The organism is Pedobacter cryoconitis (assembly GCF_014200605.1).
GTDB lineage: Bacteria > Bacteroidota > Bacteroidia > Sphingobacteriales > Sphingobacteriaceae > Pedobacter > Pedobacter cryoconitis_B.
This window is the reverse complement of sequence record NZ_JACHCE010000007.1, coordinates 278,098-303,475: the sequence shown is the minus strand read 5'-3', so window position 1 is coordinate 303,475 and position 25,378 is coordinate 278,098. Positions and strand designations below refer to the sequence as shown.

Below are 25,378 nucleotides of genomic sequence, written 5' to 3'. Positions count from 1 at the left end.
AATTATAATTTCATCAGTCTTCAACGAGTTATACTTTGTTTGTGCCTGAGTGGTGGTCGGTGTAAGAACAGGTTGTAAACAGCCTTTAAGCATAGTAACTCTAAGTCATTTCAACTAGTTGTTTTTACTTGGACTTGCCATGCTCTTACGTTACTTTAACACTGCTCTTACCCTAACGAGTACCCGAACAGTACTCAGGCAGTACCCGGCCAATATAGATTGATTATTTAGCTATTTTGAATCTATTTACTAACAGCACGGCCTTGTTTCGGCTGAGTCATTCCCATGTAAATTGAAGGCTTTCAAAGCAACTTCCAGAGCTATAAGAGTCAAAATTTATGCTTAAAAACAGCCTGCTCCACAAGTTGATGACTTGATCCTTTTAAAGCAAGTCTAGCATTGAAGAAATGCAGAACTTATTTTAAAACAATAAATGCCACCCGAAAAGGGTAGCATTTATGTTTGGCGGAGAGTGGGGGAATTGTTCCCGAACTTAATATCCCGCTTCAAAGTATTGTATCGAGGGGTAGAGATTGGTGACTCGCCGAATCACTCACCGATCTTAATATCTTTTATAGCTGCAAATGCTGTATAATAAATTTAGGTATAAATGTTTTAAAACAAAATCTTCTCCAACATGATAGGTCGCAGAAATTTTATGCTCAGAAAGTTTGTCTTTTGGACATAATTCATTAAAAACTAATAGAGTGTTTTCCTAAAAAAAATTAACTTTAATCATTATGGGAAGACCAAAAAAAACAATCCCCGAAAATTTTATCAAGGATGTAGGTCGCAGTACCCGAAGAATCTTCACTGCAGAATAGAAATTTTGATCGTGATGGAAGCGCTACGTGCAGAGAATTCTATCGCCGGGATCTGTCGTAAGCACAGTATTAACTGAATACAAATTTACAGAAATTTTTATTAAGTGGTAGCAATGAAAGCGCAAGAACTAAGAGCAGGAATAATTGCAGCATTTTTTATAAATTTGTATGATCTTATAATTGGCATAGGTTGACCGAAAACACTGGCATCAACATTCCGAAATGCCCAAGTGATTAAATATTGAAGCTGTAATCTTGCAAAATAATACCGAAATTAAAAAAATGGCTAAAAACCGTCCTTCGCTCATAATGAGAATATCAAAAATATTTTTAACAACAATCATAGGAATTGTATCCATAATCGCTATCCTACTCATTACGACATTCCTGATTCATCAAGTCAATTCAAGCATCGAAGCTGATAAAATTGAAGATTATGGTCAAAAAATAAAAATTTTTGACGGTACAATGAATATTACAATAGATGGCCATGGTCCAGACACGATTGTTTTGCTCACCGGATTTGGAACGGCAAGCCCAAGATTAGATTTTGAACCATTAATCAAAGAATTAGACAAAAAGTATACAGTGATCACGATTGAACCTTTTGGTTATGGATTGAGTAGTGAAACAAATCGTGAACGCAGTTTGAATAATATGTCGGAAGAAATCCATGAAGTTGTGAAACAATTAAATCTTAATCGTTTTATATTAATGGGGCATTCCATTGCTGGGCTTTACAGCTTAGCATACATTAACAATTATCCAGGTAAAGCAATCGCATTTGTAGGTATTGATACCAGTGTGCCAACACAACCCTGGCCGGGTTATAATTCGGCACCTATGGATTTTTTAGCCAAAGTAGGTGTAATGCGTGCATTTTTAAAGTTTTTTGGAAATGAAAAACCTAAAGAAGAATCAGAAGTACACCGTTTTGAACAAGAACACATGATTACGATGAAAGTAACCGGAAACAATACTTTGCACAGAGAAGCAACTTCATTAAGTAGTAGTTTTAAAGATGCTCAAAAATTATCTTTCCCGAAGGATTTACCTGTTTTATTATTTGCAGACGAAAACTCAGCTGTCAAAGGCTGGACAGAACTGCATCAAGCGCAAGCCAACAGCGTGGATAAGGGAAAACTAATCTTATTGCCTGGTTCTCATTATCTACATCATACACAATCTAAACGAATTGTAGCAGAACTTGAGTCTTTTTTAGGAAAATAAAATAATTGATCCCGTCGTAGCGCTTCCTTGTTTGAAGTGTATAATAACAACAATTAAATGTGTATAACATTCACTACTTGGATGATCTCGGTAAATCACAAGAAGAAAAAAGTTCACAGTGATCAAGGTGACCTGGCTATTCAGGTCCCCAGGGATCGAGATGGTTCTTTCAACCCAATTATTGTTCCCAAACGACATAACATGATTGACGGGGTTGAAAAAGTAATCGTATCGCTGTATGCAAAAGCTATGAGTGTGTCTGATATTGAAAACATGATGCGCGATGTTTAGTATACCTTATCGTTTGGATGGTTGTATATCAAATAGATATACGAAATTCGGTGAGTCATTTCAATTTCCAAAACATGCACCGAATCGCTCACCTACAGGATGGGAAACGGTGCATGTTTTGGGTACCTCTAAAATGCAAAAAGCCTGCTATCATATGATTTTCAGGGCGTTAGATTATCTCCTGGATCTTCTCAAGATCATTCCGGAGTGGATTAGCTCGCTTCGCTCGCTGATCCCTTTTGGGGGAGGCTTCAATCAAAAATGCTGTCGCTGCGCTCCTGGCAATTTTTTGTTTTTAATCAAGCCTTGCGCCAATGAGGCGCTGAACTTGCTTTAAAACAAAAAATGCCACCCGAAAAGGGTAGCATTTTTGTTTGGCGGAGAGTGGGGGATTCGAACCCGCGGACCCTTTGACAAGTCAACAGTTTTCAAGACTGCCGCAATCGACCACTCTGCCAACTCTCCGCGACAAAAGTACAAATAATGTTCATTTCCGCAAACAATAGATACGGTTAATTGTTTAACAACCTCATTATGAATTAAAAAAAATGCAATTAACCCCTCAAAAACCTACTTTTTAATGAATTTAAATGCTCCTGAGTTCATACAATACCTCAATCCGCCTTTATCTTTTGGCCCATCATCGAACACATGGCCCAAATGAAGCCCTGTTTTTGCCTCCACAATCTCATCTCTTGACATACCAAGGCTATTATCCTGCACTACTTCTATTGCATTACTATTAATAGGTTTAGTGAAACTTGGCCATCCTGTACCAGAATCGTATTTATCATCTGAGCTGAATAAAGGTTCGCCGGTGGCTGCACTCACATAAATCCCCTTTTCGTGGTTATTATAATAAGCGTTATGATAAGGTCTTTCTGTTCCACGCTCTACCATGATCTGATAGGCAGTAGGACTAAGCAACTTTTTCCACTCCGTATCTGTTTTGGTAATCAGATACTTTTTCTGTTTTACTGGCTGCTGCCCGCATGCGGTTAAAAACATCAGGACAATTACGGTTATACTTGCTATCTGTCTCATAACTTTAGATTTAAATAACCTTATAAACGAGCAGAAGAGAAGCACGGATTTTATAAATACCTAATATGATTATATCCTTACAATTCTTCATTAACCAGATTGTTTGAATTTTGCAATTAACGGTTTGATTAGCGCAATTTACCTAAGCACTGTTTCTATTACTTTTGTTGAAGTAAATTGCTTAAATTCATATTATGGATAAGACACAAACATTAGAACACTTTTATCAGCAAAAGTTTAATAGTGTTCCACAGACCTTACAAAACGGCGTAGGGCATTTTAATGTTTTCCGTATTGAAGATTGCCACGGGCCAAGTGGCACACCTGTTACCTACAGCCGCAGGGATTTTTATAAAGTGAGCCTGGTGCGTGGAGAATACCTCTATCACTATGCTGATAAAAGTATTGTTATTAAAGGTACGACCTTAATATTTTTCAATCCTAATGTTCCTTATACGGTACAGGCGCTTTCTGAAAGTACTACCGGCTACTTCTGCATTTTTACAGAATCTTTCTTTACAGAGAAAATCCGGGGAAGCCTGAATGAGCTGCCGATGTTTAGCATAGGGGGGAAGCCTGCCTATTTTTTAAATGATACACAAGAACAATTTGTGGCTGGCATATTTGAAAAAATGCTGGAAGAAATCAACTCTGATTACGTATTTAAATATGATCTGTTGCGTAACTATGTGACAGAATTAACACATTACGCTTTAAAATCTGAGCCTTCTGAAAGTCTTTATCAGCATCCAAACGCACAATCCAGAATCACTGCTGTATTCACCGAGCTATTAGAACGTCAGTTTCCTATTGAAACACCTTCTCAGAGATTCGCGCTTCGCTCTGCGAAAGACTTCGCTGAGCGGCTTGCAGTACACGTAAATCACTTAAACAGGTCTATCAAGGTTACCACAGGTAAAACTACCACAGATCTGATCTCTGAACGTGTACTCACAGAAGCTAAGTCTTTATTGAAACATACAGACTGGAATATCTCTGAAATTGGCTACTGTCTTGGTTTTGAAGAAGCAGCACATTTTAATAACTTCTTTAAAAAGCAAACGGCCTTTACACCAGGGCACTTTAGAAATGTTTGATTTTAACAGTTTCTAAAACCGAATAATAAATAAAAGGCCTGAACATTGAATTGTTCAGGCCTTTTTCAGCTCATAAAAATAGTAATTTACTAAATCTATATAGATTCCTCTTATTATACCTCCATTTCTTCAGGATCAGAATAACCTGGAGAATTTGGTACATCAAGAATTTGCACTGCAGCATTTGGGTCCCAGAAGTAATCAGTTCCAATCCATTTGGATAAATATTTTGTCATTTGTTTCTTTCTGGTAGCTGAGCCATGATTAAAATACGCGTTAAGTGCGTCATAGTCTACTTTAAGCAGCTTATCTGTTTTTTCCTTTTTCCCATTACATTCAGGACAAAGCATCCATAAGTTATCTACGTCAGAGAGAACTTCGTATAGATTGCCTTTAAACTCAAGATCTTCTTCCACTTCATAGTTCGCAAATCTTTCTCTCATACTTTGGGAGTAAGCTTCGTTAGTAAGAGAAGAGTCTAATTCATCTCTTTTAGTCCAGTCTAATTGCAGTGCGCCAGCAATATTTTTTGCACGGTTAGGATTACCACCAGCACCATACATTTCATGTAGTTTTCTCAAAAAAGCTTCCGGAACCATATGATCAACTTGCAGCCTTTCCATCAGCTCTGGCTTATGACACCCCTCACAGGTCGCTGCTCTTCTTCCAGAACCACTTACTGCTGGTCTATTGGTATAAACTCTTTCCTGAGTATATCTACGTGCATCTTTATGGTCATGCGTGTCTGGTATTTTTACCCGTTGTACAGTATTACAGCCCACACATCCACAATGACTTTGATGAGGCCCCTGAACCGGAGTCTGACTTAAACCACTAATATTTTTTAACTGTGCTGTTTTGTTACCAGAATAATCATTTGCGAGCTCCTGATAACCTTTTAGCTGTTGTACGCGGGGGCTGTTATCTATGGCTTCCTGTAGTTTCCTTTGCGCAATAGCCTCGGGCCGGTTGTCAGTAAATGCAGGGATAGGATTGCTTTGTTTCTGAGCACCTGTACTAACAGCTGCCTGTGATTTATTTTGTTGTGGTTCGGAGAGTGTATTCATCAGTAAAAGATAAAATTCTACACAACAAGTTACATATTATCTGACACTTAAGTACTTATATAAAGAATAAATTTCACCATATTAACAATACAAAAAGCCTGAACAATCAAATGTCCAGGCTTTTTAGATTTAGCAAGGCAATGATTTAATCCATAGCCGGTATTCCCATATTTACCCATTCTTCTTTAGCAGGTCCGTACACGCCAGGTACCGGCAAACCTACCATGCGCATCACTATAGTCATCTGTGCCCGGTGATGAGTCTGGTGCGTTACAAATACAGATAAAACCTGTCCTTTAGTCCAGACCTGGCCATACATATCCACTTGATCGCCCAAAGTAGAGTCCGTCCATTTAGACTTTACTCTTTTCAGCAGGATCGTATTATATTCCTGGTATACATTAATAATTTCCTCAAAGCTTTCTGGTATTGGTTTTCCATCAAGCAGGTTTTCTGTCATCAAACCAGCATGCATCCCCATTTCAGGAATAATCTGGGTAATGTGCCAGGCTAATCTGTCAAGAGTTCTAACATGCTCATGGATTTTGATGGATTTAGTTTCATCCGTAATGTTTCGGAATATTTGAAGTGTGCGCTGCTCTTCGTTCTTCCAGTCATTTTCGAAATCTTCAATACTACGGTACATAGGGGTAAGGGTTAAAATTATTGTTTTTCAAATTCTTAATGGGAGGTAAATCCCAGCAAATACGACGTAAATTTAGGTGGTAACAATATAGGAATATTTGAAAAGAACGTACACAATTGTGGAATATTAAAAAATATGTGAATTATTTTTATCAATTTATTTGTATCAAGTCTAAATAATGTGAATCTTTGTAATCATAAACACCATGTGAATGCAAAACGTAGCCGTAGCACCTTCAGTTGATTTATTAGAAGTATTCCAAACCAGGAATGGATCTGTTTTTCAGTCGGATTCTCAAAAATGCTGGTACGTTAATTTTGCAGGTCATAACAATCGTTTTGACTATCGTTCTATCATGAAGCTTAGAAAGGCCATTTACGGTATCGATATCGAAGCTTTACTGCTAAGTTCTGATAAAGCACCAGATATTGAAATTGTTTTCATCTGCGCATGCGATCATTGCTATGTATTAACCTTACTGGAAATTATTGCATTCAAAGAACTGATCGAAGGGACTTTCGTCATGCTTGAACTGAACAGGATTTTACATGACAGGGTTTATCGCCTGATGGCCTAATCTTTCTTTAGACTTAGAATCTTTCCATATTTCTTTTAAATTCATATAAATTGATTTATAGCACTACTTTTGTTATACGAAAGAGGTAATAATTAAAATCAATCATATGAAAGATATCATCCGCGTTAAGTGTTTGCTTTCTACGGAAGTAGAGAGACTCTTAAACCAACAAATAAAAAAAGAAGCTCAATCTTCATCAGCATATTTAGCAATGGCATCATGGTGTAACCAACATGGTTATGATTTCTCATCTGACTATTTCTTTAAACAATCGGACGAAGAAAGACAACACCAGCTTAAAATATATAAATACGTTCTTGATATGGGCGGTACTGCAATTTCTCCGGAAGTAGCAAACATCAAAATCGAATATAACTCTTTCAGAGAAGTTTTTGAAGAAGCTTTAGACCAGGAAATCAGTGTAACCCAATCTCTTAAAAATATCGCAGCTAACTGCCATAAAGAGCAAGATTACGTTACTGTTGAATTCTTAAACTGGTTCTTCAAAGAACAACGTGAAGAAGAATACAAAGCAAGACGTGCCCTTGAATTGTTCGATGTTATCGGCGAAGAAGGTACTGGAAGATGGCAGATCGACAAACATGTTGGCGGTATTGTTTACGACAGCGAAGCATAATTAAAAACACCAATAATATGAAACCGGTTATCTACACGATAACCGGTTTTTTTATGCGCTAAAATCAATATTTTAAATGTTGTAATCTATTTCATAGCTTAGTGTAAAAACTACATCTATTTACCCAATTACCTATGAAAATGAATAAAACTAAATCCTGGCTGCTTTGTCTTGGCCTGGTAACACTTACTGCATTCCTGATTGAATGTAAGAAATCTGTGGCAGCTGATAGCGGAAATAACCAAGTCGGCAATGTAAACACAAGCTCAACTCAAGTCGCATTTGTCCATCCCGGTTTGCTGAATACACAGGCAAGTCTCGACCTGGTAGCTTCGCAGGTAAATGGTGGTGATGCTGATCGTACTGCTGCCTACCAAAAAGTGACTGACTTTATCAACAGTCATCAATACCCAACCTCATTTCCAGCAACTGTAGTTGTTGGTTCAAACGGAGCAACTTCGCCTTCTAAAAACCAGATCAGAAACGATTCTGAATTAGTTTATGCCACTGCTTTACGCTGGGCTAAAACCGGAAATTCAGCTTACGCAGCACAAGCTATTGCTATTTTGAACGGATGGGCTAAGAACTTTAAAAATTATGGTTTACTGGATAGCAGTACAAACCCAAATCAGCCTGATCTGGAAGCTTCCTGGACAACACCTGGTTTTGTAGCGGCTGCCGAAATTATCAGATATTATAAAGTTAACGGACAATCGGCAGGATGGTCTGAGGCTGATATTGCACAGTTTTCGGCTTTTATAACCCTGGTGAAAGACAATTATATCAATAAAATCCCTCAATACAATAACAACTGGGACGCTTCTGCAGGATATGCAAAAATGGCCATCGGTATTTTCTTAAATAGTACGTCTGTTTATCAGAATGGATATGATTTTATAAAAACGAACCTTCCTATTGTGATTAATGCAGATGGAACTTTGCCTGAACTTTGCGTTAGAAAAGACTGTGTACATTACCAGTATTCATTAACGGCTTTTGCCTATGCAGCTGAGCTGGCAAGAATTCAGGGAGATAATTCAATCTGGACCGCAAATTCAAACCTGATCAGTAAAGGTTATGATTTTATGAGAAAAGCCTATAACCGTACTACAGGATGTGATTACTGTACCATAAACAGCCCTGTGTTTCCGGGTACTGAGGTGGCATATAATTATTATAAAACAGCTAATCTTAAATCTTTGAGAGAGATGCAAACACCTCTTGGTGTACCAAATGACAATACGTTTTTAGGTTTTACTACCTATACTCATTTTGGAGTAGCGGGCCTTTAATTAAGAATCAACACGTAAACAAAAAAGGATAGCCATGTGGCTATCCTTTTTTGTTTAATTATCATTTTCTCATCATTAGATTCGTTCTCCATTACACCGCATAAAGAAACCTTTTTTCTAATATACAAATGTTACAATGCTATATTTTTATATTTTAAATTATAAAAGAAATAATTTTAATAATAGAAATAAATAATTCATTAGATTTGAAGAAACAAATCTTACTTATGAAAAAATTATTATCTTTCTTATTGCTCACTGCAGTATGTTTCAATGCCTGTAAAAAGGGGGTAGAAATGCAGGAGAATTCTGGTGATCCAAAAATCACAAACAATCTCAATCAATTTAAAGATTTGAAAGTACCTTCCACTTCCAGATCAGATGAAAATGGAATTGCTAAAGCAGGTTCTGTTCGTGTAAATGCAATTGATAACTCAGGTTGCAGCACAATTCTGCATAAACAGTCTGCAGAATTCGATAAGCTTTCTGTTTTAGATCCATCGGGTAACATCATGTACGCAGGTTCATTAATTGATGGAGAAAGTATCCAGAATGGCACCTACAAACCATTATTTCTACCTGGCGACTACGTTCGTAAACCAATTACTTATTCAGTTTCTATCCAGGGTTCAAATGGAGCAATCAGCAAAACAATCAATCCTGACCTGGCTAGTTTCAGAGTATCTATGCAGGAAATTATGAGCGCAAACATTGTTGGTCAGCAACCCGCTAATTTTACGTTCGAATTGGTACATGCACGTTCTAAAAGAGAAATTGAGATGAAAATCGGAGCGAACCTTAAGATCGGCTCATTTTTTAGCTCCGTTGCAAATTTTGATGAAAGTGCGTTGAGTACAAAAAGTTTCTATCTGTTAAAGATCTATCAGAAATTTTTCAGTGCTGATATTAATATTCCTGCAGATGGTAATTTATTTAACAAACCAACAAATTTTGAAGGCACCGTAGCTCCGGTATATATTTCTTCAATTGATTATGGTAGAAGTGCTTACCTGCTGATCGAAAGTTCTTATGACTCTACCAGAGTCTATAAATCTATTGAAGCCTCATTTAGTGTATGGAAGATAGGTGGAGGGGGCAGTCTCTCTAAAGAACATAAAGAGGTTATGGATAACATGAAACTAAGTGGTACCATCATTGGTGGATCCTCAAGTGATGCGGCAAAAGCTATAGAAGGTATTCCTGCATTCAGGGATTATGTAATCAATGGCGGAAATATGGGCCCTGATTCAAGAGGTGAAGTTATTGCTTATACCTTAAGAAATGCTAAAGATCATGGTATTTATAAGACCATAATCAATGGAGATTATTATATGACAGACTGTTCTTCTCAATTAGTGAATGTAAATTCATTTGTTGCCCCGCAACATCATTATTTGTCTACAGGTATGGTTGATGACTGGAGATATTGGAGATACGAAGGTGTTGTATTCCGCGCGTACAATAAGCAGGTTTCCGGCACAGTGCCTATTAACGTTTATTTCAGCGAGGGCGGCAGAGATCATTATTATACGATGGGTACCTTGAATGATTTTAACTACTGGAGATATGAAGGTGTTGCATTTTATGCTTATCCGACTCAGGTACCTGGCTCAGTTCCAATCTATATACATTACAGCACTGGAGGACGCGATCATTATTATAGTCAAAGTTCTAATCTGAATGATCCAAGATACTGGGATGATTTTCAGGGAGTTGGATTTTATGCAATGCCATAAACATTAGAATACGAATTCCTAAAAAAAGGGCCATGTCATTTATAAAATAACATAGCCCGTTTTTATACAAATCAGTTCCGTTATTTGCCAGTCACTTCAACCTTTTTCAGATAACCGAGTGCATTCATATAGATCCAGTCAAACTGGCTATGCCCTTTAAATTTATGGTTAGCCTTATTGATAAACTTTTCCAATCCCTTATAATCAGTCCCAAAGTCCACTTTATCATTGACAATGGCAAAAGAAACAGGATTCCTCACCGTATCTGCATAATTGATATAATTCTGATTATACTGCTGACGAAGACGGGCTGTTCCAATACTATCTTTTCTTTTGAGCAGCTGCCCGATCATTTTTAGCATACCAGCTTGTTTTCTTTGGAACAGGATCAAACTATTTGTAGCAGGGGAGCCCTTTACCTGATAAGTTCTGGCAAAAAAGTCTGCATGTATTGTTTTACTTCCCTGATCATTGATAAAAAAAACAGTGAAATTATTAAATGATGAACTGAGTGCATAAATCTGCTGTTCTGCACAATAAATGCGAAAAACGATCTCTTTACCGTTTTCCAGGACCAGTGCCGAATCTTTCTTTTTATATTCACCATCTATGGTAACTGTATTCAAATAGATCTTTTCACCGATACCCATTTTTGGGTATACAGCTATTTTCTGACCTCCATCAGAACATCCGGAGGCCAGAAAATTGAGCGCTATTAAAATATAAATTATTGTTTTACCCATTTTTCATAAACCTGACGGCTCCAGCCTGACTGTCCTGTACCACCCGAACCTATATAACCATAGGCAAGGAAAAATGTGCCGCTTGCAGCATCATAAGTATTATTATAAGTCGCTGTTTTCCATTGTCCCTGGCCAGGCTGATCGGCACTGGCCGGATTATTGGCCCAGCTTGAGCTTGCTTCCGGATGATCTGCGGTTAAAAACCCCGAATTTAATCCTCCGGGAGTAGCACCGGTTGCTTTATAACCTGTCAACGCATTACCATCTACAGTAAACTCAAAAGAATAATTTGAGCTTCCAAGATCTCCAAGAGGAGCAGAGACACTTAGTTTACCTGTGGTAGCCAGTTTTTTAACCAGGTTTAGCGGTCTTCCTGCTGTCGGGTGAAAGAACCAACCGGTCACTTTATAATCACCTTCATAAGCATTTTTAGCAATTACACGGTATATTCCTGTACTGTAATTTCCACTAACCGTACCAGATGATGAGCTTTTAATCGTCACACCCAATGCATATGATTTACTGAAATCAAATAAACTGGTTTTCAGTTTAATCAGAAAGGTACCGGTTTTTGTTCCTTTTGGGATACTTACATTGGTTGAAGTCACTGTATAGAGATTTGCAGGAAGCGTAGTATAAGCCGTGCCTGATGCATCATTATACTGCGTGACAGCTGTACTGTTGACGTCTACATTGACCACTACATCTGCTGGAGTACCATTGACCCCGGTATAATTGATTGCAATAGGGAAATCTACCTCATCCTGCGTAGCAAAGGAACGGCTTGCAATAGCATAAATTGTAGACGTAGTTCTGGCTGGCAACTGCAATTCTACGATTCCGCTCGAACCGCCATCTGTAAATATACCATCTTCTTTGGTGCAGGAAGAGGCTAATACTGATGTAATTAATAACAGCACTGTGTATTTGTTTAAATATCTTTTCATATTATCATTTGTTTATTAATTGAGATCCCAGAAAAGCGGACTCGAAAATGCATTGTTGATTACTGGTGTATTTGGGTTCAGGTTATACTCTGTTTGCGGATAAATATCTCTTACAGGTAGTTTATCTGCTCTTGGAGAGGAAGAAGAAATAGAAACAAAAGTTGTGGTAGCCGTTCCGTTAGTCTGTATTTTAGGATAAGCTGTTCTGCGGAAATCTGACCAGGCTTCATAGCTGTTTATCGTATTGGATGCAATGTATTTCTGCGTAATAATTGCTTCCAGGCGTTGTTCTTTGCTGGTTGCTAAATCATAATTTGCTAAATAATTGCCAGCATTTGCGGTCTGATAAGCCTTGGCATCTGCTGCAGGGTTCTGACCACTTTCAATGACATTACTTACATTGGTTTCCAGATACTGATAGGAGGCAAGGATACCTTTATCAAAATTTGTTTTGGCATCGCCCGATAAAGCATGGCCATTTAAAGCAGCTTCTGCTAATAGAAAATAAATATCGGAAGCAAGAAAAACAGGGACACCATAAGCACGTCCTTTTAGCACACCCAGAGCTGATGAAGCATTGAGCCCGGTACCTGTTCCAGTAAACCAGGCAGAGAAAGTAGGGATAGCATTAGGATTGTTTTTTTCATCTCCAAGTTGCCCTGTCGGGGTAGCAGGGAAGTTTTTATAAATCAGTGTACCTCTCTTATTATCAGTCAGTAAAGGGCCGTTATAAAATGTATAGATATACTTTGATGGAATATAATAAGTAGCAACGGAACTTGCTGAACCGGTTACACTGCTATGGTAAATCCCCCAGAAAGGATTTTGTTTAGAGGCTGCATTATACCCCGGATTAACAATTGCATTTTCCAGTAAGAAACCTTCTGTAGAAAAAGTACTATAAGCACTGTTTACGAAGCTGTCAATAGAAGAACCTGCTGCACGCACCAGTATTCTCAATTTAATATTATTCGCAAACTGAATCCATTTGGTCAGGTTTCCGCCAAATAAAACATCAGAAGCACCGTTAAGTGGTGTAACTGTACCTGTATTGCCGATGTTGGCCTTTAGCTTTGCAATAGCATCATCCAGCTCTTTGACCAGATTTTGGTAAACTGAAGCAGCAGGATCAAATTTTGGAGCTACATTTTCAGAACCTTTTAAAGCTTCAGTATAAGGTACATCGCCATAAGCATCTACCAGTCTTTGATAGTTATATACTTTCCCTATACGCGCTACTGCATTTAATAAAACCAGCTGAGGTTCATTCTGCGTATTGTTGATGATGTATTGATAGTCTTTCAGATTGCCAAATACATTGTCCCAGAGCGTAGTATTGGAAGAGGAAGTGAAATTATAAGAATAAATATCATTAAATCCGCTTAATCCTCTGCCCGGTAATTGATAACCAACCAGCAAAGAGCCATAGTTATTGTAGCTAACTGCATTTGCAGCTGTTGCAGTCAGGGCATTGGGCAATACCAGGATAGGCTTCATATTACTGCCTGTCGCACTATTTGGGTTATCGTTAATATTCAGGTCTTTTTTGCAGGCCGTTAGCGTACTAAATAAGGCCACTATGGTGAATATATTGAAGTATTTTTTCATGAGCTGATGTTGTAGTTAAAGGGTTACGGATAAGGTGGCACCAAAATATCTTGTAGGCGGAGTCTGGCCTAACGTGGATACCCCAACGGCATTGTTGTCATTTGCACTATAGTCAGGATCGGTATATTCATTGGATTTAGGAACCCATAATAATAGATTTCTGCCTTGCACACTGACTGTAACCGCTTTTACAGCTTTGATATTAGCTAACAGGCTTTTAGGTAAATTATAGGCCAATGAAAGTTCTCTCCATTTCCAGTAATTCCCAGAGTAAACATAATTGCTGTATATACTTCTGTTTGGTGCGCCACTGGTCCAGAAACCAGTTCCTCCATCCGAAATAGTGACACTATTGTTGGCCACATATTTTCCGGTTGCTGCATCCAGATAAGAAGAATTTGGAAATACAAAACGTTCTCTGTTATAATAAGCACTACGGGCAGATGAACCTGCAAAATCGAAGTTATTACCCTGTGATATAGAAGCTACTTTAAAACCACCCCTGTATTCAAAAAGGGTTGATAAAGTGAATGATTTCCAGCTTACCTGCATGTCCAGACCCAGACGGTATTTTGGAGAAGTGTTACCTAAATTCTGTGACTGAGGTGCTTTAGAAGGATATCCAGTATTCGCATCAACAATTACACGTCCCTGATCGTCACGTAAATAATCGGTCACTATAATTGAATTGATCTGCTGACCTTCAACGGCATAGATTACGTTACTTCCATTAATACTTATTGTCTTTAAAGTAGGGTGCAGGGATTTCAGCAGGTTTTTATTAGCCGTAAAATTACCACCAACTACTAATTTCCAATCGACAGTTTTAACAGGAGTAATGTGTAATGAGGTTTCAAGCCCTTTGTTAGTTACTTCTCCGGTATTGATCAGATAACTCGAAAAACCTGTAGAAACCGGAATCCCCGCATAAATTGCCTGACCTTTTGTACTGGTATAATAATAGGTCAGACTGGCTTCAACGCGGTTATCTAAAAGTCTGAAATCAGTTCCTAATTCATACCCGCTGGTTTTTTCAGGTTTCAGGTCTTTTGAAGCTAAAGTTCCGTCCTGCGTGAAAAATGTACCACTATTATAACCGGTTACTGAATTAAATACCGGATCGAGACTATAAGGATCAATGTTGATCAAACCTGTTTTAGAAACAGCTCCCCGGACTTTAAGATAATTGATAACCTTGTTTTCTTTTAAAGCCGGAAAAGCATCAGTAACAACAAATGATAAATCGGCTGCAGGATAGAAAAACGATCTGTTTTCTGGACTTAGCAGTGATGTCCAGTCATTTCTACCGCTCAGGTGAAGGTATAAATAGTCTTTATAACCCAGTGTAGCATCGGCCCAGAGTCCATAAAGCTTACTTTTAGCATTACTTTCTGTGGCATCAGCTACCCCAGAACGGTTGCCGACATTGTATAAACCTGGAATAATTAAGCCGTTAGCACTGACACCTACATTTTTAGCAGTCTTGTTCACAGATGAAGCACCCAGAATCAAATTCAGTGAAAAGTCTTTGATGTCTTTTTTAATGTTCACCAGGAAGTCATTACTAAATCTTGCTGTCTGATTGGCTAAATCGGCTACGCTTCCGGCAGAATTCGTTTTGCCTAAAGTTTGAGAATAATCAGAATATATAGCTGCTGCTACACTTGTTTTTTGTGTATAGTAACGGTTAGACAGACCAGATCTGAAAGTGAAATTCAACCATTGGAGCGGAGTCCACTTTACTTCCAGTTTTCCTGTAAGATAAGAGTTCTTCGATTTTAAGCGGTTGTTTGCTGCATCCCAGTAAGGACTACCGAAAAATGGACTGTAAAAACCATCCAGGCTTGAATATTTACCATCTTTCCAGTCTTTATAATCTAATATGGGAATGTTTGCAGGTACATTGATCAAATCTGCATATACCCCGGCAGTAGTACTGGTGATATCGTAATTGTTTTCAATATAATTGGCAGAATAATCTACGTTTAGCGATGGGAGGATCTTCCTTGTTCCGGTAAACCTGACAGAAGCCCTGGTATATTTATCACCAGGTGTTGTTCCTTTACCATTCAGGTATTGTCCTGCAACATAGGTTGTCGATTTGTCGTCACCTGATGAAACTGAGAAATCAGATTGGTTGCTTATACCTGTATCCCAGAAATCATTTCTGTCTGATCTTGGTGAATAAAGTATTTGCTGCTGCTCTCCATTAGCTAATGGAAACCCAAGCGGCCTTAAACTGCCATCAAATGCAGGTCCGAACTGCTGATTTTCTGTAGGACTGAAAATCTGTGAGTCGGCTGTAGATCCGGCACCGAACCGGGTTTGCAATTTAGGGAAGAAACTGATCTTTTCTAAAGTTGTCGTATTTGAAAAACGGATAGTTGGTTTTCCATCTTTACCTTTTTTGGTCGTGACCAGTAAAACCCCGTTTGAAGCTTCTGAACCATATAATGTAGCTCCGGCCGAACCATTTAACACAGATATTTCTTCTATATCTTCTGGATTTAAATTGTCTAGTATAGAACTTGGTACCACTACGTTATCTACTACAACCAATGCAGTGTTATCTCCTGTTAAGGAGCGGTTACCTCTTAATACTAATCTGTAATTCGGATTCACCCCACTGGAAATAGCATTAGCCTGTAAACCGGCAATTTTACCTACCAGACCACCTGCTACTGTTGGAGCCTTACCTTTAGTGAGCTCATCTGAGGTTATCCTGGTGGCAGTATAACCTTGTTCTTTTGGTTTACGAAGTATCCCTCCGGCAGAAACGACTACTTCATTTAAATCATTATTGTCAGGAGTAAGGGCGACATCTACTTTTGTTTTTCCATTGAGTTTATGCTCGTAATGCTTAAATCCAATGAAAGTAATCACCAGAACATCTTCTGGTCCTGAGTTTTTAATGGTGAAGGAGAACTTACCATTTGCGCCTGTTACGGCACCTGTATTCGTGTTTTTCAATTTGACACTCACCCCGGGCAGGGGCAGGCCATCCTCATTAGAGGTGATTGTTCCGGTAATTGTTTTTTCCTGCTGTGCTTCGGCAATAGTTGAAATTGTAAGCACAAACAAGAATATAAAGAATTTGAGTAAAGTCTTTTTCATCGTTTATTTGAAAATTTGGGCTATAGTTATCCAGGTCAGTTTAGAAATCTAAATAACCCGTTAATAAAATCTTGAAGGATGTGGATTGCTTGTTATCTCTCTAACAGCGATGAATTGATATGCAATTAAGGATATCAGACGGTACGGGGTAGGTAAAAGTAATTTTCATATATTTGTTTGTTGGTTTAAAAACATTAATTCGCGTTGGTGTTCCATAACCGCAATATGAATAGGGAGCGGGCTCTAACCGCTCCTTATTTTTTTTACGGTTTGTTTTTGAAATTTTTAGACTCCGGTTTATTGCATAGTACTCCTTTCTATAAGTATAGATTTGTTAATTTTATTTCGTTAATTGTTATTCTTACTTCTGATAAAGCCATTTAGCTTTAGAGATGAAATCGGGGAGGAATGAATTCTTCATTGAACTGAGAGCATTCAAACTTATCTTTATTACTCATGTAATAAGGAATTAGCACCTTGTAAAGAACAGGTTGCTAAGACATCGATGGGCCTTTCCCTCCGTCTTTCTTGATAAGAATTATAATAATAAGAACTAGTTGATGAGGCAAAAGTAACAATTAATAATAAAAACTACTAATTTAGTATAGTTTATTTTCTCTCTGCAATAAAACCGCGTTATTAATAATCTTGACGCATATTTTTGGATAAACAGAGAGAAGAATAGAACCTATTTAGATTGTGCATTAAAGATTTCTGCCAGTTTATTTTGAAGATCTTCTTCTCTTAAACCTTTAGCGATAATCTTTCCGGAAGGGTCAATCAGGAAATTTGCAGGTATAGATCTTACCCCATATAATTTAGCTACAGCATTATCCCAGAATTTCAAATCTGATACCTGTGTCCAGGTTAACTGATCATCTGCAATTGCTTTTAACCAGGCCTCTTTTTTACCCGGCTGATCTAAAGAAACGCCTAATACTGTAAATCCTTTATTTTTGTACTTATTATAAGCAACAACTACATTTGGGTTCTCTTTTCTGCAAGGTCCGCACCATGATGCCCAGAAATCAACCAGAACATATTTCCCTTTGAAATCTGATAGTTTTACAGGTTTATCATTGACATCATTTTGGGTGAAATCTATAGCCTGCAAACCGACTTTTGTCTTTTTTGCTGCTTCAAAGAAACCCGCAATACTTTTTCCTGTACTGGTTTCACGGACTTTTGGAGAAAGACTGCTGTAAAGCTGTTCTGCCTCTGTTTGTGCTTTTTCATTTGCAGCCAGTTGTGATAACACCACCAGACTGATATAAGAGTTAGGGTTTTTACGGGCAAAATCAAGATAGACCGGAGTCAGACCTTCTGAAACAGTATCATAACGTTTGTAAAAGCCATCCAGAAAAGCTTTATCATTTTTCTGTTCTGCTGTAAGCTGATTATATTCAGTATTAAGTACAGCAAGCTGATCCTGTACAGGTTTTGATAAGGTTTTAAGCTGATCATTATCCTTGTTGACCAGAGAGCCACTCACGGTTGCGTGTTTCAGGGAGTCGGCCGAAGTTATGCTGATATTAGCGGGCTCAATATAAAATGATAACACATCATTTTTGACTCCTTTAACATTGGATTTTTTATATAAGGTACTTCTTGCCGGGTCCTTAATTTTCCCTTTAAAAGCAAATATCCCTTGCTCAGCTATAGCTGAATCGAGAATACTTTTTCCATCTGCATTGTAACTTAAATAGACTTTATCTCCCGGAAGTAAGCTCTTGACTTCTCCTTTTAAGTTAAATGGCTGCTGCGCCATAACGGCGAATGGGAGCAGGGCTCCCACAAGTAGTATAGATTTACGTTTCATAAATTAGTAGGTTTAAAAAAGATTGTATTACAAAGATAAATAAACACTACTAATTTAGTATACTTTATTTATAGTAAATTACTCAACCTCAATTCTGCTTCTTCCAGATCTTCGTTATGGTCTACACAGAACACTTTAAACCCAGTTGTTTTAGGGATTTTTTTGAACTCCTCTGTTTTTATAAATTCAAGCAATGTTTTCGAAAAAAGGAGCAATAGGGTATCTGAAAGCTCATTATTTGACTCATCATCTTCATTCTCTTTCTCGTTATCCTGGTCTTCATCACCAAATAATTCATCTTCTGAAAGTACATATTTGGTTGAAAAACACTGGTAGTCCCAGTCACCTGTATTATACCGTAAATCATAAATTTGTTCTTCAGTCTGGTAAGAATCTTTATACTTTCCGCTTTGACATTCTGTTAAGGTCTTTGTGAAAGCTTCTTCGGTGTTAAAGCATAAATTTACTTCAGCATATTCTGCGTTACAGTCAAAAGCGAAAGCATAAAATACTTCGCCGGGATGTGCTTCAACGAATTTAATAACCTCAGTTTTTGCAAATTCCAGCAGTTCGTTTTCTATGGATTCAAAATCTATTTTTTGCATAATGATAATTTTTTTGATATAATATTTAATAGGGACTTATCTTATTTATTTAACAGTAACGCCGCTGATTTATTTTACAGGCGACATCTTTTTTATTTAGCAATAATCATCTCTTTTTTATCAGATAAGACCTTTTTTATCAGATAATAACAGATGGCTATTGCAAGTTATTATAATTTTCTATCAGAGAAGAGCCGGTATATTAACAAATCAATAATTTATGATGAAATTCTTTGAGTTAATTTTTGTTTCAAAACGAGATGCATTATACCGTTAAATGAAATAATTACATTAATAATCAGTCAGTTGCATTTATTCTTGCAGGTTTTAAAAACCAATCACATAAGAACTGTCGTAAGTGGTGTTAAATATCAAAACCAAAATGAAAAAAACATTTATATCTGCATTTGCTTTAGTAGCTATCGCATTTGCTTCACAAACACAAGTTCAGGCACAATCAAAAATGTCGATGTCTGGTGAAACTAAAATGGTTGGCGGTGCTGCAATGTATCCTACAAAAGATATTATTGACAATGCTGTAAATTCTAAAGATCACACTACTTTGGTAGCAGCTGTTAAAGCAGCAGGTTTAGTAGAAACTTTAAAAGGTGCAGGACCATTTACTGTATTCGCACCAACTAATGAAGCTTTTGATAAATTGCCAAAAGGTACAGTAGCTAGTTTAGTTAAACCTGAAAATAAAGCAGCATTAACTAAAATTCTTACTTACCATGTGGTAGCAGGTAAAATGGACAGCAAAGCTATTGCAGCTGCAATCAAAAAAGGAAAAGGTAAAGCAGAATTGACTACAGTTGAAGGTGGAAAACTTTGGGCCTGGATGGAAGGTAAAAAACTAGTCCTGAAAGATGAAAAAGGTGGATTAAGTACTGTAACTATTGCTGATGTTTATCAGAAAAATGGAGTAATTCACGTGGTGAATACTGTATTAATGCCAAAATAATTAAATTGTATAAGAATACCAGGAAAGCCTCTTGAATTTTCGGGAGGCTTTCTTTGTTAAAATTTAAATTATTTGTAAGGTTTTCATTATTCTACGACTAACATTAAAAACAATTTTTATGAAAACTATATTAAATTCAATATTGCTGCTGCTAATTGGTTTCTCTGGCTATAGTCAGACTAAAACTGCTACAAACCCTTACTATTCCAGAACAGACACGAATGTATTAAAGGTTAGTAATACGGTCTGGAAAAAGATCCTGCCTGCTGAACTTTATGCAGTAGCAAGAACAGGTGCAACACAGCAGGCCTTTACAGGAAGTCTTTGGAATTCGGAACGTAAAGGAACTTATTATTGCGCAGTTTGCGGAAATGCATTATTCAAATCTGATGCAAAGTTTGCAAGTACCTGCGGGTGGCCTAGCTTTTTTGAACCGATCAGAACTAAAAGTACAATTTACAGAGAAGATAATTCTCTGGGCATGGAAAGAACAGAAGTGCTTTGTGCACGTTGCGGCTCGCATCTTGGACATATCTTTGATGACGGACCAGAACCAACACATAAACGTTTCTGTATGAATTCGGTATCTCTTGATTTTGTACCTGATGGCCTTGGAAAATAAAAGCGCCTGATTAGTTAAAAGATGGATCTGATTTGAATTGACTGAAATAATCAGATCCACCTCTTGGCTGATGCGGATCATCAGGAAACCGGACGTGAAAAATGCATACTGGAAATAATATACCGGTGATTTAAATATAATCTATGTGCATCATTTCTGGTAGGACCACTGTCAAGTTCAACTTTATTCATGCCCGTTGCTTTGGCCTCTTCATGAATATAATCCAATAAAGCTGCTGCATAACCTTTACCACGATATTGAGGCAAAGTAAACAGATCGTCGATATATATCGTTTTTCCGGTGAAAAGCTTTTGTATATATCTGTATCCGGCAAATCCAGCCACCTCACCGTTATCTGTGATATAAATCAGATGAAAACCGTCTTCTATCATTTCTGATAATACCTGCTGGTAAGTATCAATAGATAAATTAGTACGAAAAGTGCTCAGAACATTCCAGAATCCGGAAAGATCATCAGCTGGGTTTAATCTTAATATTTCCACGATGTAAATTTATTATTTAGCTATTAATGAATGTTTTATTATAATATATCTCTGGAGAAATAATTGTCCAGGCTCCATTTGTAAATAGGAACAGCTGCCAGTAATAGACTTGCGGCACTATCTGCAAATACAGAATAATTGAATGGTGCTTTTATGCCAGAAAACAACGCCATACAAAGGCCAAATGTCAGCGTTAAAAGGAAACTGCCTTGTGCTGCCTGTCTTGTTTTATAACCAGTAATCAATAAGATGGCAAAAACAATTTCTGCAAGTGTTGCAATAAATCCCATAATGCCTGCGACAGGTCTGCTCAGAAATGGGAGCAGGGTATTGGTATAAGCTATGAAGTTTTCCCAGTTGCCCCACGATATATTGTTAGCCCCAGCCGGGCCTAAAGTTCCCATACGATCCAAAACAGGAAAGATGAAGCCTATACCTAAGGCTAAACGTAAAAATAATTGAGGCACTGAAAATTCGTTTTTCATAGTTAATAATTTGATAGTTCAAAATTATCATATGATTTAGCTGGTTTGATGTGCCAGATTTATCTAATTAAATAGTCCAGTGATTTCGCAAAGCTGATGACTGATATTTAAGTCACACATAACACAGTTTTTTCAGGAAATGAAGCAGAAAGCAAAAAAATCCTTTAATTTATTCTTTGTTATTCTGGACCCGATTACATTAACTGTCTTTTAAACCTATAAATCAGATGCTCCCTTTTAAAACCTTAATCGTAATTGATGAAAGAAGTACTACAGCTGTATACAGGCAAATTGCTGATCGTTTGATTGTTCTGATTACAGAAGGAGTGATACAACCAGGTACATTTCTGCCAAGCACCAGGGAGCTTGCCGTTATGCTTGATAAACACCGCAATACTATTGTCGCCGCTTATGAAGAACTTATTACGCAAGACTGGATTGAAACTTTACCCAGAATCGGAATCCGGGTAGCACTTAATCTGCCATTAATCAAACCGAGATCCTTTCAGGAAGGCGGGAAAAACCATACCTATTCCAGCCCTGCTAAATTCTACTTTAAGCAGGTTCCCGGTACAGCTGTTCAGCATCCTCTATTGAAACGCACATCTATCCTTGTGAATGACGGTTTCCCTGATGCAGATCTTACGCCCTTTGACAGTATGCTCAAAGAATACAGGAAATTACTCCAGGGCACAAAAGTCAAAAGATTGATGTCAATGAAAGATTTTGGCGGTACACCCGCATTAAAGGAATCAACTGTTAATTTTCTGAACGGCTCGCGGGGATTGAATATATCAAAAGATAATCTATTGATTACCAGAGGTGGGCAAATGGCTATATACCTTGCTGCTGCCATGATTCTTAAACCCGGCGACAATGTATTGGTCAGTGATCCAAGCTATTATGTGGCAGATGCCGTGTTTAAGCAGGCAGGAGCGAACCTTATCCGTATTCCTGTAGATAAGGAAGGAATGGATGTTGAAGCCGTAGAGAATGCCTTAAAGAACTTTAAGATAAATTTGCTTTATACTATCCCTCATCATCATCACCCTACAACGGTAACTATGAGCCAGTCCCGCAGAACGAAATTGCTGGAATTGATCAGATCCTATCAGTTACCTGTGATAGAAGATGATTACGATTATGATTTTCACTATAGCAACAGCCCGGTTCTTCCGCTTGCAAGTTCTGATCATGGCAGCAACGTGCTGTATGTTGGTTCTTTCACCAAACTTCTAGCCCCGTCCTGCAGAATCGGATATTTAATAGGCCCTGCTAATTTTATTACCCAGGCGACAAACCTCAAAAGATTAATTGATTTAAGAGGGGATACGCTGATGGAAGAAGCGTTATCATCTATTATCAACAGTGGTGAACTGGAAAGACATATCAAAAAATCAAATAAGATATACAGTGAACGTTGTGATCAAACTGCCCGCGCGATGAATGATCAGCTTGCTGATGTCCTGGATTTTACCAAACCACAAGGAGGGATGGCCCTCTGGCTAAAATTCAAAGCAGCATATCCTTTGGGAGATATCATTCCAAAAGCTCAAAATCTTGGTTTAATGCTTCTTGGAAGTGCTTATTATGAAGGTGCCGATCAGATCCACAATGGTATCCGTTTTGGATTTGCTTCTTTAAAGGAAGCTGAAATGCAGCATGCAATTGAAATCTTCCGAAAAATCACAACACAATAAAAAACGGCCAGTATAAAAAATACCGGCCGTTTCATTAAATGATATATCGGATTATTTCGGGTCCTGATGCGATTGATCTTTTGCAGCAGCGGCTTCTGCCTTAGCTTTCTTTTTAAAGAAGCCTCTTAACAGGAAGTTATGCTGTAAAGCTTCCATATTCTCATCCAGCTTTTTAGTACTCGATTCCAGGTTGCTCACTGTATTCTTTAATTTAGCAGCAGTCTGCTCATCATTCAGTAACACACCTACTGCATTTTTATCTGAATTCAATTTATTACTGGTCAATTTCAGGTTGTTTGTCATTTCAGAAGCTGATGCTGCCGTATTCTGCAAACTCTTCACTGCTGTTTTTAAACTTGCAAATACAGTTGTGTCTGTCAGCAATTCATTAGTCAAAGTACCTTTGGTATTCAGTTTAGAAGTATATTGAGCAACTGCCGATGTTACTCTTGCTGTACTTGCAGATGCATTTTCAAGGTTAATTGTCATTTGACGTAAACGTCCTGCCATTACTGTATCTGCTAATAAAGTTCCTAATGTTCCTTTTCCGGCAAGCATATCTGTAGTTACCTTTTTGAAATCGTCGGTAATAGTCAGGATATTCTTATTGTTTGCCTGTAAAGTTTTCATAATGTCTTCCGGACCTAAAGCCGTAGCTACATTAATACGGTCTCCGTCCTCTACTTGCGGCGCATCACCCTGACCAGGTAAGATCTCAATCATTTTATTTCCTATAAAACCTTCAGAGCCCTGTTTAGCTACTGAGTTCTTATGTATATATTTTTGTGCTGCTTCTTCGATATGCATGGTTACTTCTACCTGTGCATTTCCATAAAAGTTAATTTTACTTACGGTTCCGATTTTCACACCCGAAAAGAAGATATTATTACCAGCCTGTATACCATTTACGTTATTGAAAACTGCTTTTAAGGTAATACTGCTTACAAATCGTTTTTGCTTTCCGCCTAAAGTAAGTACCGCGGCAATGAAGATAGCAAGTCCGATAAAGATGAAAATTCCTACAACTATTGATCTTTTGTTTTCTGTAGCGCTCATTTATTGTGTAAAATTATAATTGTAAAAAGATTGAACACGTTCGTCTTTACTTTCAAAGACTTCATCAAATGTTCCCTGTATGGCAAACTGACCATCCAAAAGCATAGCAATTCTGTCGCCAGTTTCTTTAGCACAGGTTAAATCGTGTGTAATAATAATAGATGTTGTTTTATATTTTTCCTGAACCTCGTTGATCAGGTTGTTAATTTCTATACAAGTAATAGGGTCAAGACCGGCTGTAGGCTCATCATAAAGCATAATTTCTGGTCTCAAAATTAAGGTACGTGCAATACCGATCCTTTTACGCTGTCCGCCCGAAAGTTCTGAAGGCATTTGCTCTATCGTCTGTGACAATCCAACAGCATCCAGTACATTTTCAACCTCATAATTGATCTCTTTACGTCTCAGGCTCCTGGAATTTCTTACCAGCGGAAACTCAAGATTCTGACGTACAGTCATACTATCATATAACGCACTGTTCTGAAAAGAGAACCCCACTTTAAGCCTTAATGCCATCAATTCTTTAGTATTGAGATGTTCAACACTCTGTCCAAGGACATCTACATCTCCTGCATCAGGAAGCAGTAAACCTGAGATCACTTTAATCAATACTGATTTACCAGTACCCGAACGGCCCAGTACAACCAGATTTTCACCCTGATAGACTTCAAGGTCTACACCTCTTAATACTTCCAGGTCACCAAAAGCCTTTTTTAAGCCTTTAATGGAAATAACAGCATTATTTCTGTCTATAGCCTTCTGTTGTTTGACCAT

At 37.7% G+C, this 25,378-nt stretch carries 24 protein-coding genes, 1 tRNA gene and 1 riboswitch; of the genes, 11 read left to right on the top strand and 14 right to left on the bottom strand.

The genetic code is table 11. The features are described 5' to 3' along the window. Positions 1–1,106 precede the first annotated feature (1,106 nt). The 3 genes from HDE68_RS20375 to HDE68_RS20365 all read left to right on the top strand — a co-directional run bounded on the left by HDE68_RS20375 (position 1,107) and on the right by HDE68_RS20365 (position 2,682). Positions 1,107–2,054, top strand: a complete 948-nt coding sequence (locus HDE68_RS20375) for an alpha/beta fold hydrolase (RefSeq protein WP_221300836.1) — start codon at positions 1,107–1,109, stop codon at positions 2,052–2,054. An 81-nt stretch (positions 2,055–2,135) separates the two neighbouring features. Continuing rightward, a complete protein-coding gene (locus HDE68_RS20370) occupies positions 2,136–2,345 on the top strand; it encodes a transposase (protein ID WP_183884072.1) in 210 nt (69 codons plus the stop codon). After that, the gene (locus tag HDE68_RS20365) at positions 2,338–2,682 is read left to right on the top strand and encodes a hypothetical protein (RefSeq protein ID WP_183884071.1); all 345 of its coding nucleotides are present in this window, start codon (positions 2,338–2,340) and stop codon (positions 2,680–2,682) included. Before HDE68_RS20370 ends, HDE68_RS20365 begins: the two co-directional genes overlap by 8 nt. Positions 2,683–2,720: 38 nt before the next feature. Here HDE68_RS20365 and HDE68_RS20360 read toward each other — a convergent pair. Both HDE68_RS20360 and msrB (HDE68_RS20355) read right to left on the bottom strand, forming a co-directional pair. Continuing rightward, positions 2,721–2,810, bottom strand: a tRNA-Ser gene (locus HDE68_RS20360). 105 nt (positions 2,811–2,915) lie between these two features. Then, the gene (gene msrB, locus HDE68_RS20355) at positions 2,916–3,389 is read right to left on the bottom strand and encodes a peptide-methionine (R)-S-oxide reductase MsrB (protein WP_183884070.1); all 474 of its coding nucleotides are present in this window, start codon (positions 3,387–3,389) and stop codon (positions 2,916–2,918) included. Positions 3,390–3,583: 194 nt separating this feature from the next. Between msrB (HDE68_RS20355) and HDE68_RS20350 the strand changes: the two genes are divergently transcribed. Next, a complete protein-coding gene (locus HDE68_RS20350) occupies positions 3,584–4,486 on the top strand; it encodes a helix-turn-helix domain-containing protein (protein WP_183884069.1) in 903 nt (300 codons plus the stop codon). Positions 4,487–4,599: 113 nt separating this feature from the next. On the opposite strand, the gene HDE68_RS20345 is transcribed toward HDE68_RS20350, so the two are convergent. Continuing rightward, positions 4,600–5,553 carry a hypothetical protein gene (locus tag HDE68_RS20345; RefSeq protein WP_183884068.1) on the bottom strand — a complete coding sequence of 318 codons (954 nt, stop codon included), beginning with the start codon at positions 5,551–5,553 and terminating at the stop codon, positions 4,600–4,602. Between the two features lie 145 nt (positions 5,554–5,698). Continuing rightward, positions 5,699–6,199, bottom strand: a complete 501-nt coding sequence (locus tag HDE68_RS20340; protein ID WP_183884067.1) for a DinB family protein — start codon at positions 6,197–6,199, stop codon at positions 5,699–5,701. A 211-nt stretch (positions 6,200–6,410) separates the two neighbouring features. Between HDE68_RS20340 and HDE68_RS20335 the strand changes: the two genes are divergently transcribed. The 4 genes from HDE68_RS20335 to HDE68_RS20320 all read left to right on the top strand — a co-directional run bounded on the left by HDE68_RS20335 (position 6,411) and on the right by HDE68_RS20320 (position 10,441). Beyond that, positions 6,411–6,776 carry a hypothetical protein gene (locus tag HDE68_RS20335; RefSeq protein WP_183884066.1) on the top strand — a complete coding sequence of 122 codons (366 nt, stop codon included), beginning with the start codon at positions 6,411–6,413 and terminating at the stop codon, positions 6,774–6,776. Between the two features lie 106 nt (positions 6,777–6,882). Next, positions 6,883–7,413: a ferritin gene (locus HDE68_RS20330; RefSeq protein WP_183884065.1), complete on the top strand. Its 531-nt coding sequence runs from the start codon at positions 6,883–6,885 to the stop codon at positions 7,411–7,413. A gap of 140 nt (positions 7,414–7,553) precedes the next feature. After that, a complete protein-coding gene (locus HDE68_RS20325; protein WP_183884064.1) occupies positions 7,554–8,705 on the top strand; it encodes an alginate lyase family protein in 1,152 nt (383 codons plus the stop codon). A 227-nt stretch (positions 8,706–8,932) separates the two neighbouring features. Continuing rightward, positions 8,933–10,441 carry a thiol-activated cytolysin family protein gene (locus tag HDE68_RS20320; RefSeq protein ID WP_183884063.1) on the top strand — a complete coding sequence of 503 codons (1,509 nt, stop codon included), beginning with the start codon at positions 8,933–8,935 and terminating at the stop codon, positions 10,439–10,441. Positions 10,442–10,521: 80 nt separating this feature from the next. Here HDE68_RS20320 and HDE68_RS20315 read toward each other — a convergent pair whose 3' ends face one another. The 6 genes from HDE68_RS20315 to HDE68_RS20290 all read right to left on the bottom strand — a co-directional run bounded on the left by HDE68_RS20315 (position 10,522) and on the right by HDE68_RS20290 (position 19,277). Continuing rightward, on the bottom strand, positions 10,522–11,184 hold the full coding sequence (locus HDE68_RS20315; RefSeq protein WP_183884062.1) for a hypothetical protein: 663 nt from the start codon (positions 11,182–11,184) through the stop codon (positions 10,522–10,524). Further along, positions 11,169–12,131, bottom strand: a complete 963-nt coding sequence (locus HDE68_RS20310) for a DUF1735 domain-containing protein (RefSeq protein WP_183884061.1) — start codon at positions 12,129–12,131, stop codon at positions 11,169–11,171. Before HDE68_RS20310 ends, HDE68_RS20315 begins: the two co-directional genes overlap by 16 nt. A 15-nt stretch (positions 12,132–12,146) precedes the next feature. Continuing rightward, positions 12,147–13,739, bottom strand: coding sequence for a SusD/RagB family nutrient-binding outer membrane lipoprotein (locus HDE68_RS20305; protein WP_183884060.1), 1,593 nt, complete (start codon positions 13,737–13,739; stop codon positions 12,147–12,149). A 15-nt stretch (positions 13,740–13,754) separates the two neighbouring features. After that, on the bottom strand, positions 13,755–16,853 hold the full coding sequence (locus HDE68_RS20300; protein WP_183884059.1) for a SusC/RagA family TonB-linked outer membrane protein: 3,099 nt from the start codon (positions 16,851–16,853) through the stop codon (positions 13,755–13,757). Positions 16,854–17,291: 438 nt separating this feature from the next. Continuing rightward, positions 17,292–17,391, bottom strand: a riboswitch (SAM riboswitch). Between the two features lie 150 nt (positions 17,392–17,541). After that, positions 17,542–18,672 (bottom strand): TlpA disulfide reductase family protein, encoded by a 1,131-nt coding sequence (locus tag HDE68_RS20295; protein ID WP_183884058.1) that lies wholly within the window; start codon positions 18,670–18,672, stop codon positions 17,542–17,544. A 68-nt stretch (positions 18,673–18,740) separates the two neighbouring features. Then, positions 18,741–19,277 (bottom strand): DUF4303 domain-containing protein, encoded by a 537-nt coding sequence (locus tag HDE68_RS20290; protein ID WP_183884057.1) that lies wholly within the window; start codon positions 19,275–19,277, stop codon positions 18,741–18,743. Between the two features lie 382 nt (positions 19,278–19,659). Between HDE68_RS20290 and HDE68_RS20285 the strand changes: the two genes are divergently transcribed. Beyond that, on the top strand, positions 19,660–20,238 hold the full coding sequence (locus tag HDE68_RS20285; protein WP_183884056.1) for a fasciclin domain-containing protein: 579 nt from the start codon (positions 19,660–19,662) through the stop codon (positions 20,236–20,238). 118 nt (positions 20,239–20,356) lie between these two features. After that, on the top strand, positions 20,357–20,860 hold the full coding sequence (msrB, locus tag HDE68_RS20280; protein ID WP_183884055.1) for a peptide-methionine (R)-S-oxide reductase MsrB: 504 nt from the start codon (positions 20,357–20,359) through the stop codon (positions 20,858–20,860). Positions 20,861–20,940: 80 nt separating this feature from the next. Here msrB (HDE68_RS20280) and HDE68_RS20275 read toward each other — a convergent pair whose 3' ends face one another. Beyond that, positions 20,941–21,363, bottom strand: coding sequence for a GNAT family N-acetyltransferase (locus tag HDE68_RS20275; RefSeq protein ID WP_221300835.1), 423 nt, complete (start codon positions 21,361–21,363; stop codon positions 20,941–20,943). A 38-nt stretch (positions 21,364–21,401) separates the two neighbouring features. Continuing rightward, positions 21,402–21,848 (bottom strand): DoxX family protein, encoded by a 447-nt coding sequence (locus HDE68_RS20270; RefSeq protein WP_183884054.1) that lies wholly within the window; start codon positions 21,846–21,848, stop codon positions 21,402–21,404. Positions 21,849–22,075: 227 nt separating this feature from the next. On the opposite strand from HDE68_RS20270, the gene HDE68_RS20265 reads away from it, so the two are divergent. Then, positions 22,076–23,548 (top strand): PLP-dependent aminotransferase family protein, encoded by a 1,473-nt coding sequence (locus HDE68_RS20265; RefSeq protein WP_183884053.1) that lies wholly within the window; start codon positions 22,076–22,078, stop codon positions 23,546–23,548. Between the two features lie 51 nt (positions 23,549–23,599). Here the strand turns inward: HDE68_RS20265 and HDE68_RS20260 are convergent, their stop codons facing one another. Both HDE68_RS20260 and HDE68_RS20255 read right to left on the bottom strand, forming a co-directional pair. Continuing rightward, the gene (locus HDE68_RS20260) at positions 23,600–24,604 is read right to left on the bottom strand and encodes an MlaD family protein (RefSeq protein ID WP_183884052.1); all 1,005 of its coding nucleotides are present in this window, start codon (positions 24,602–24,604) and stop codon (positions 23,600–23,602) included. Beyond that, the gene (locus tag HDE68_RS20255; RefSeq protein WP_183884051.1) at positions 24,605–25,378 is read right to left on the bottom strand and encodes an ABC transporter ATP-binding protein; all 774 of its coding nucleotides are present in this window, start codon (positions 25,376–25,378) and stop codon (positions 24,605–24,607) included. It lies immediately after the preceding gene.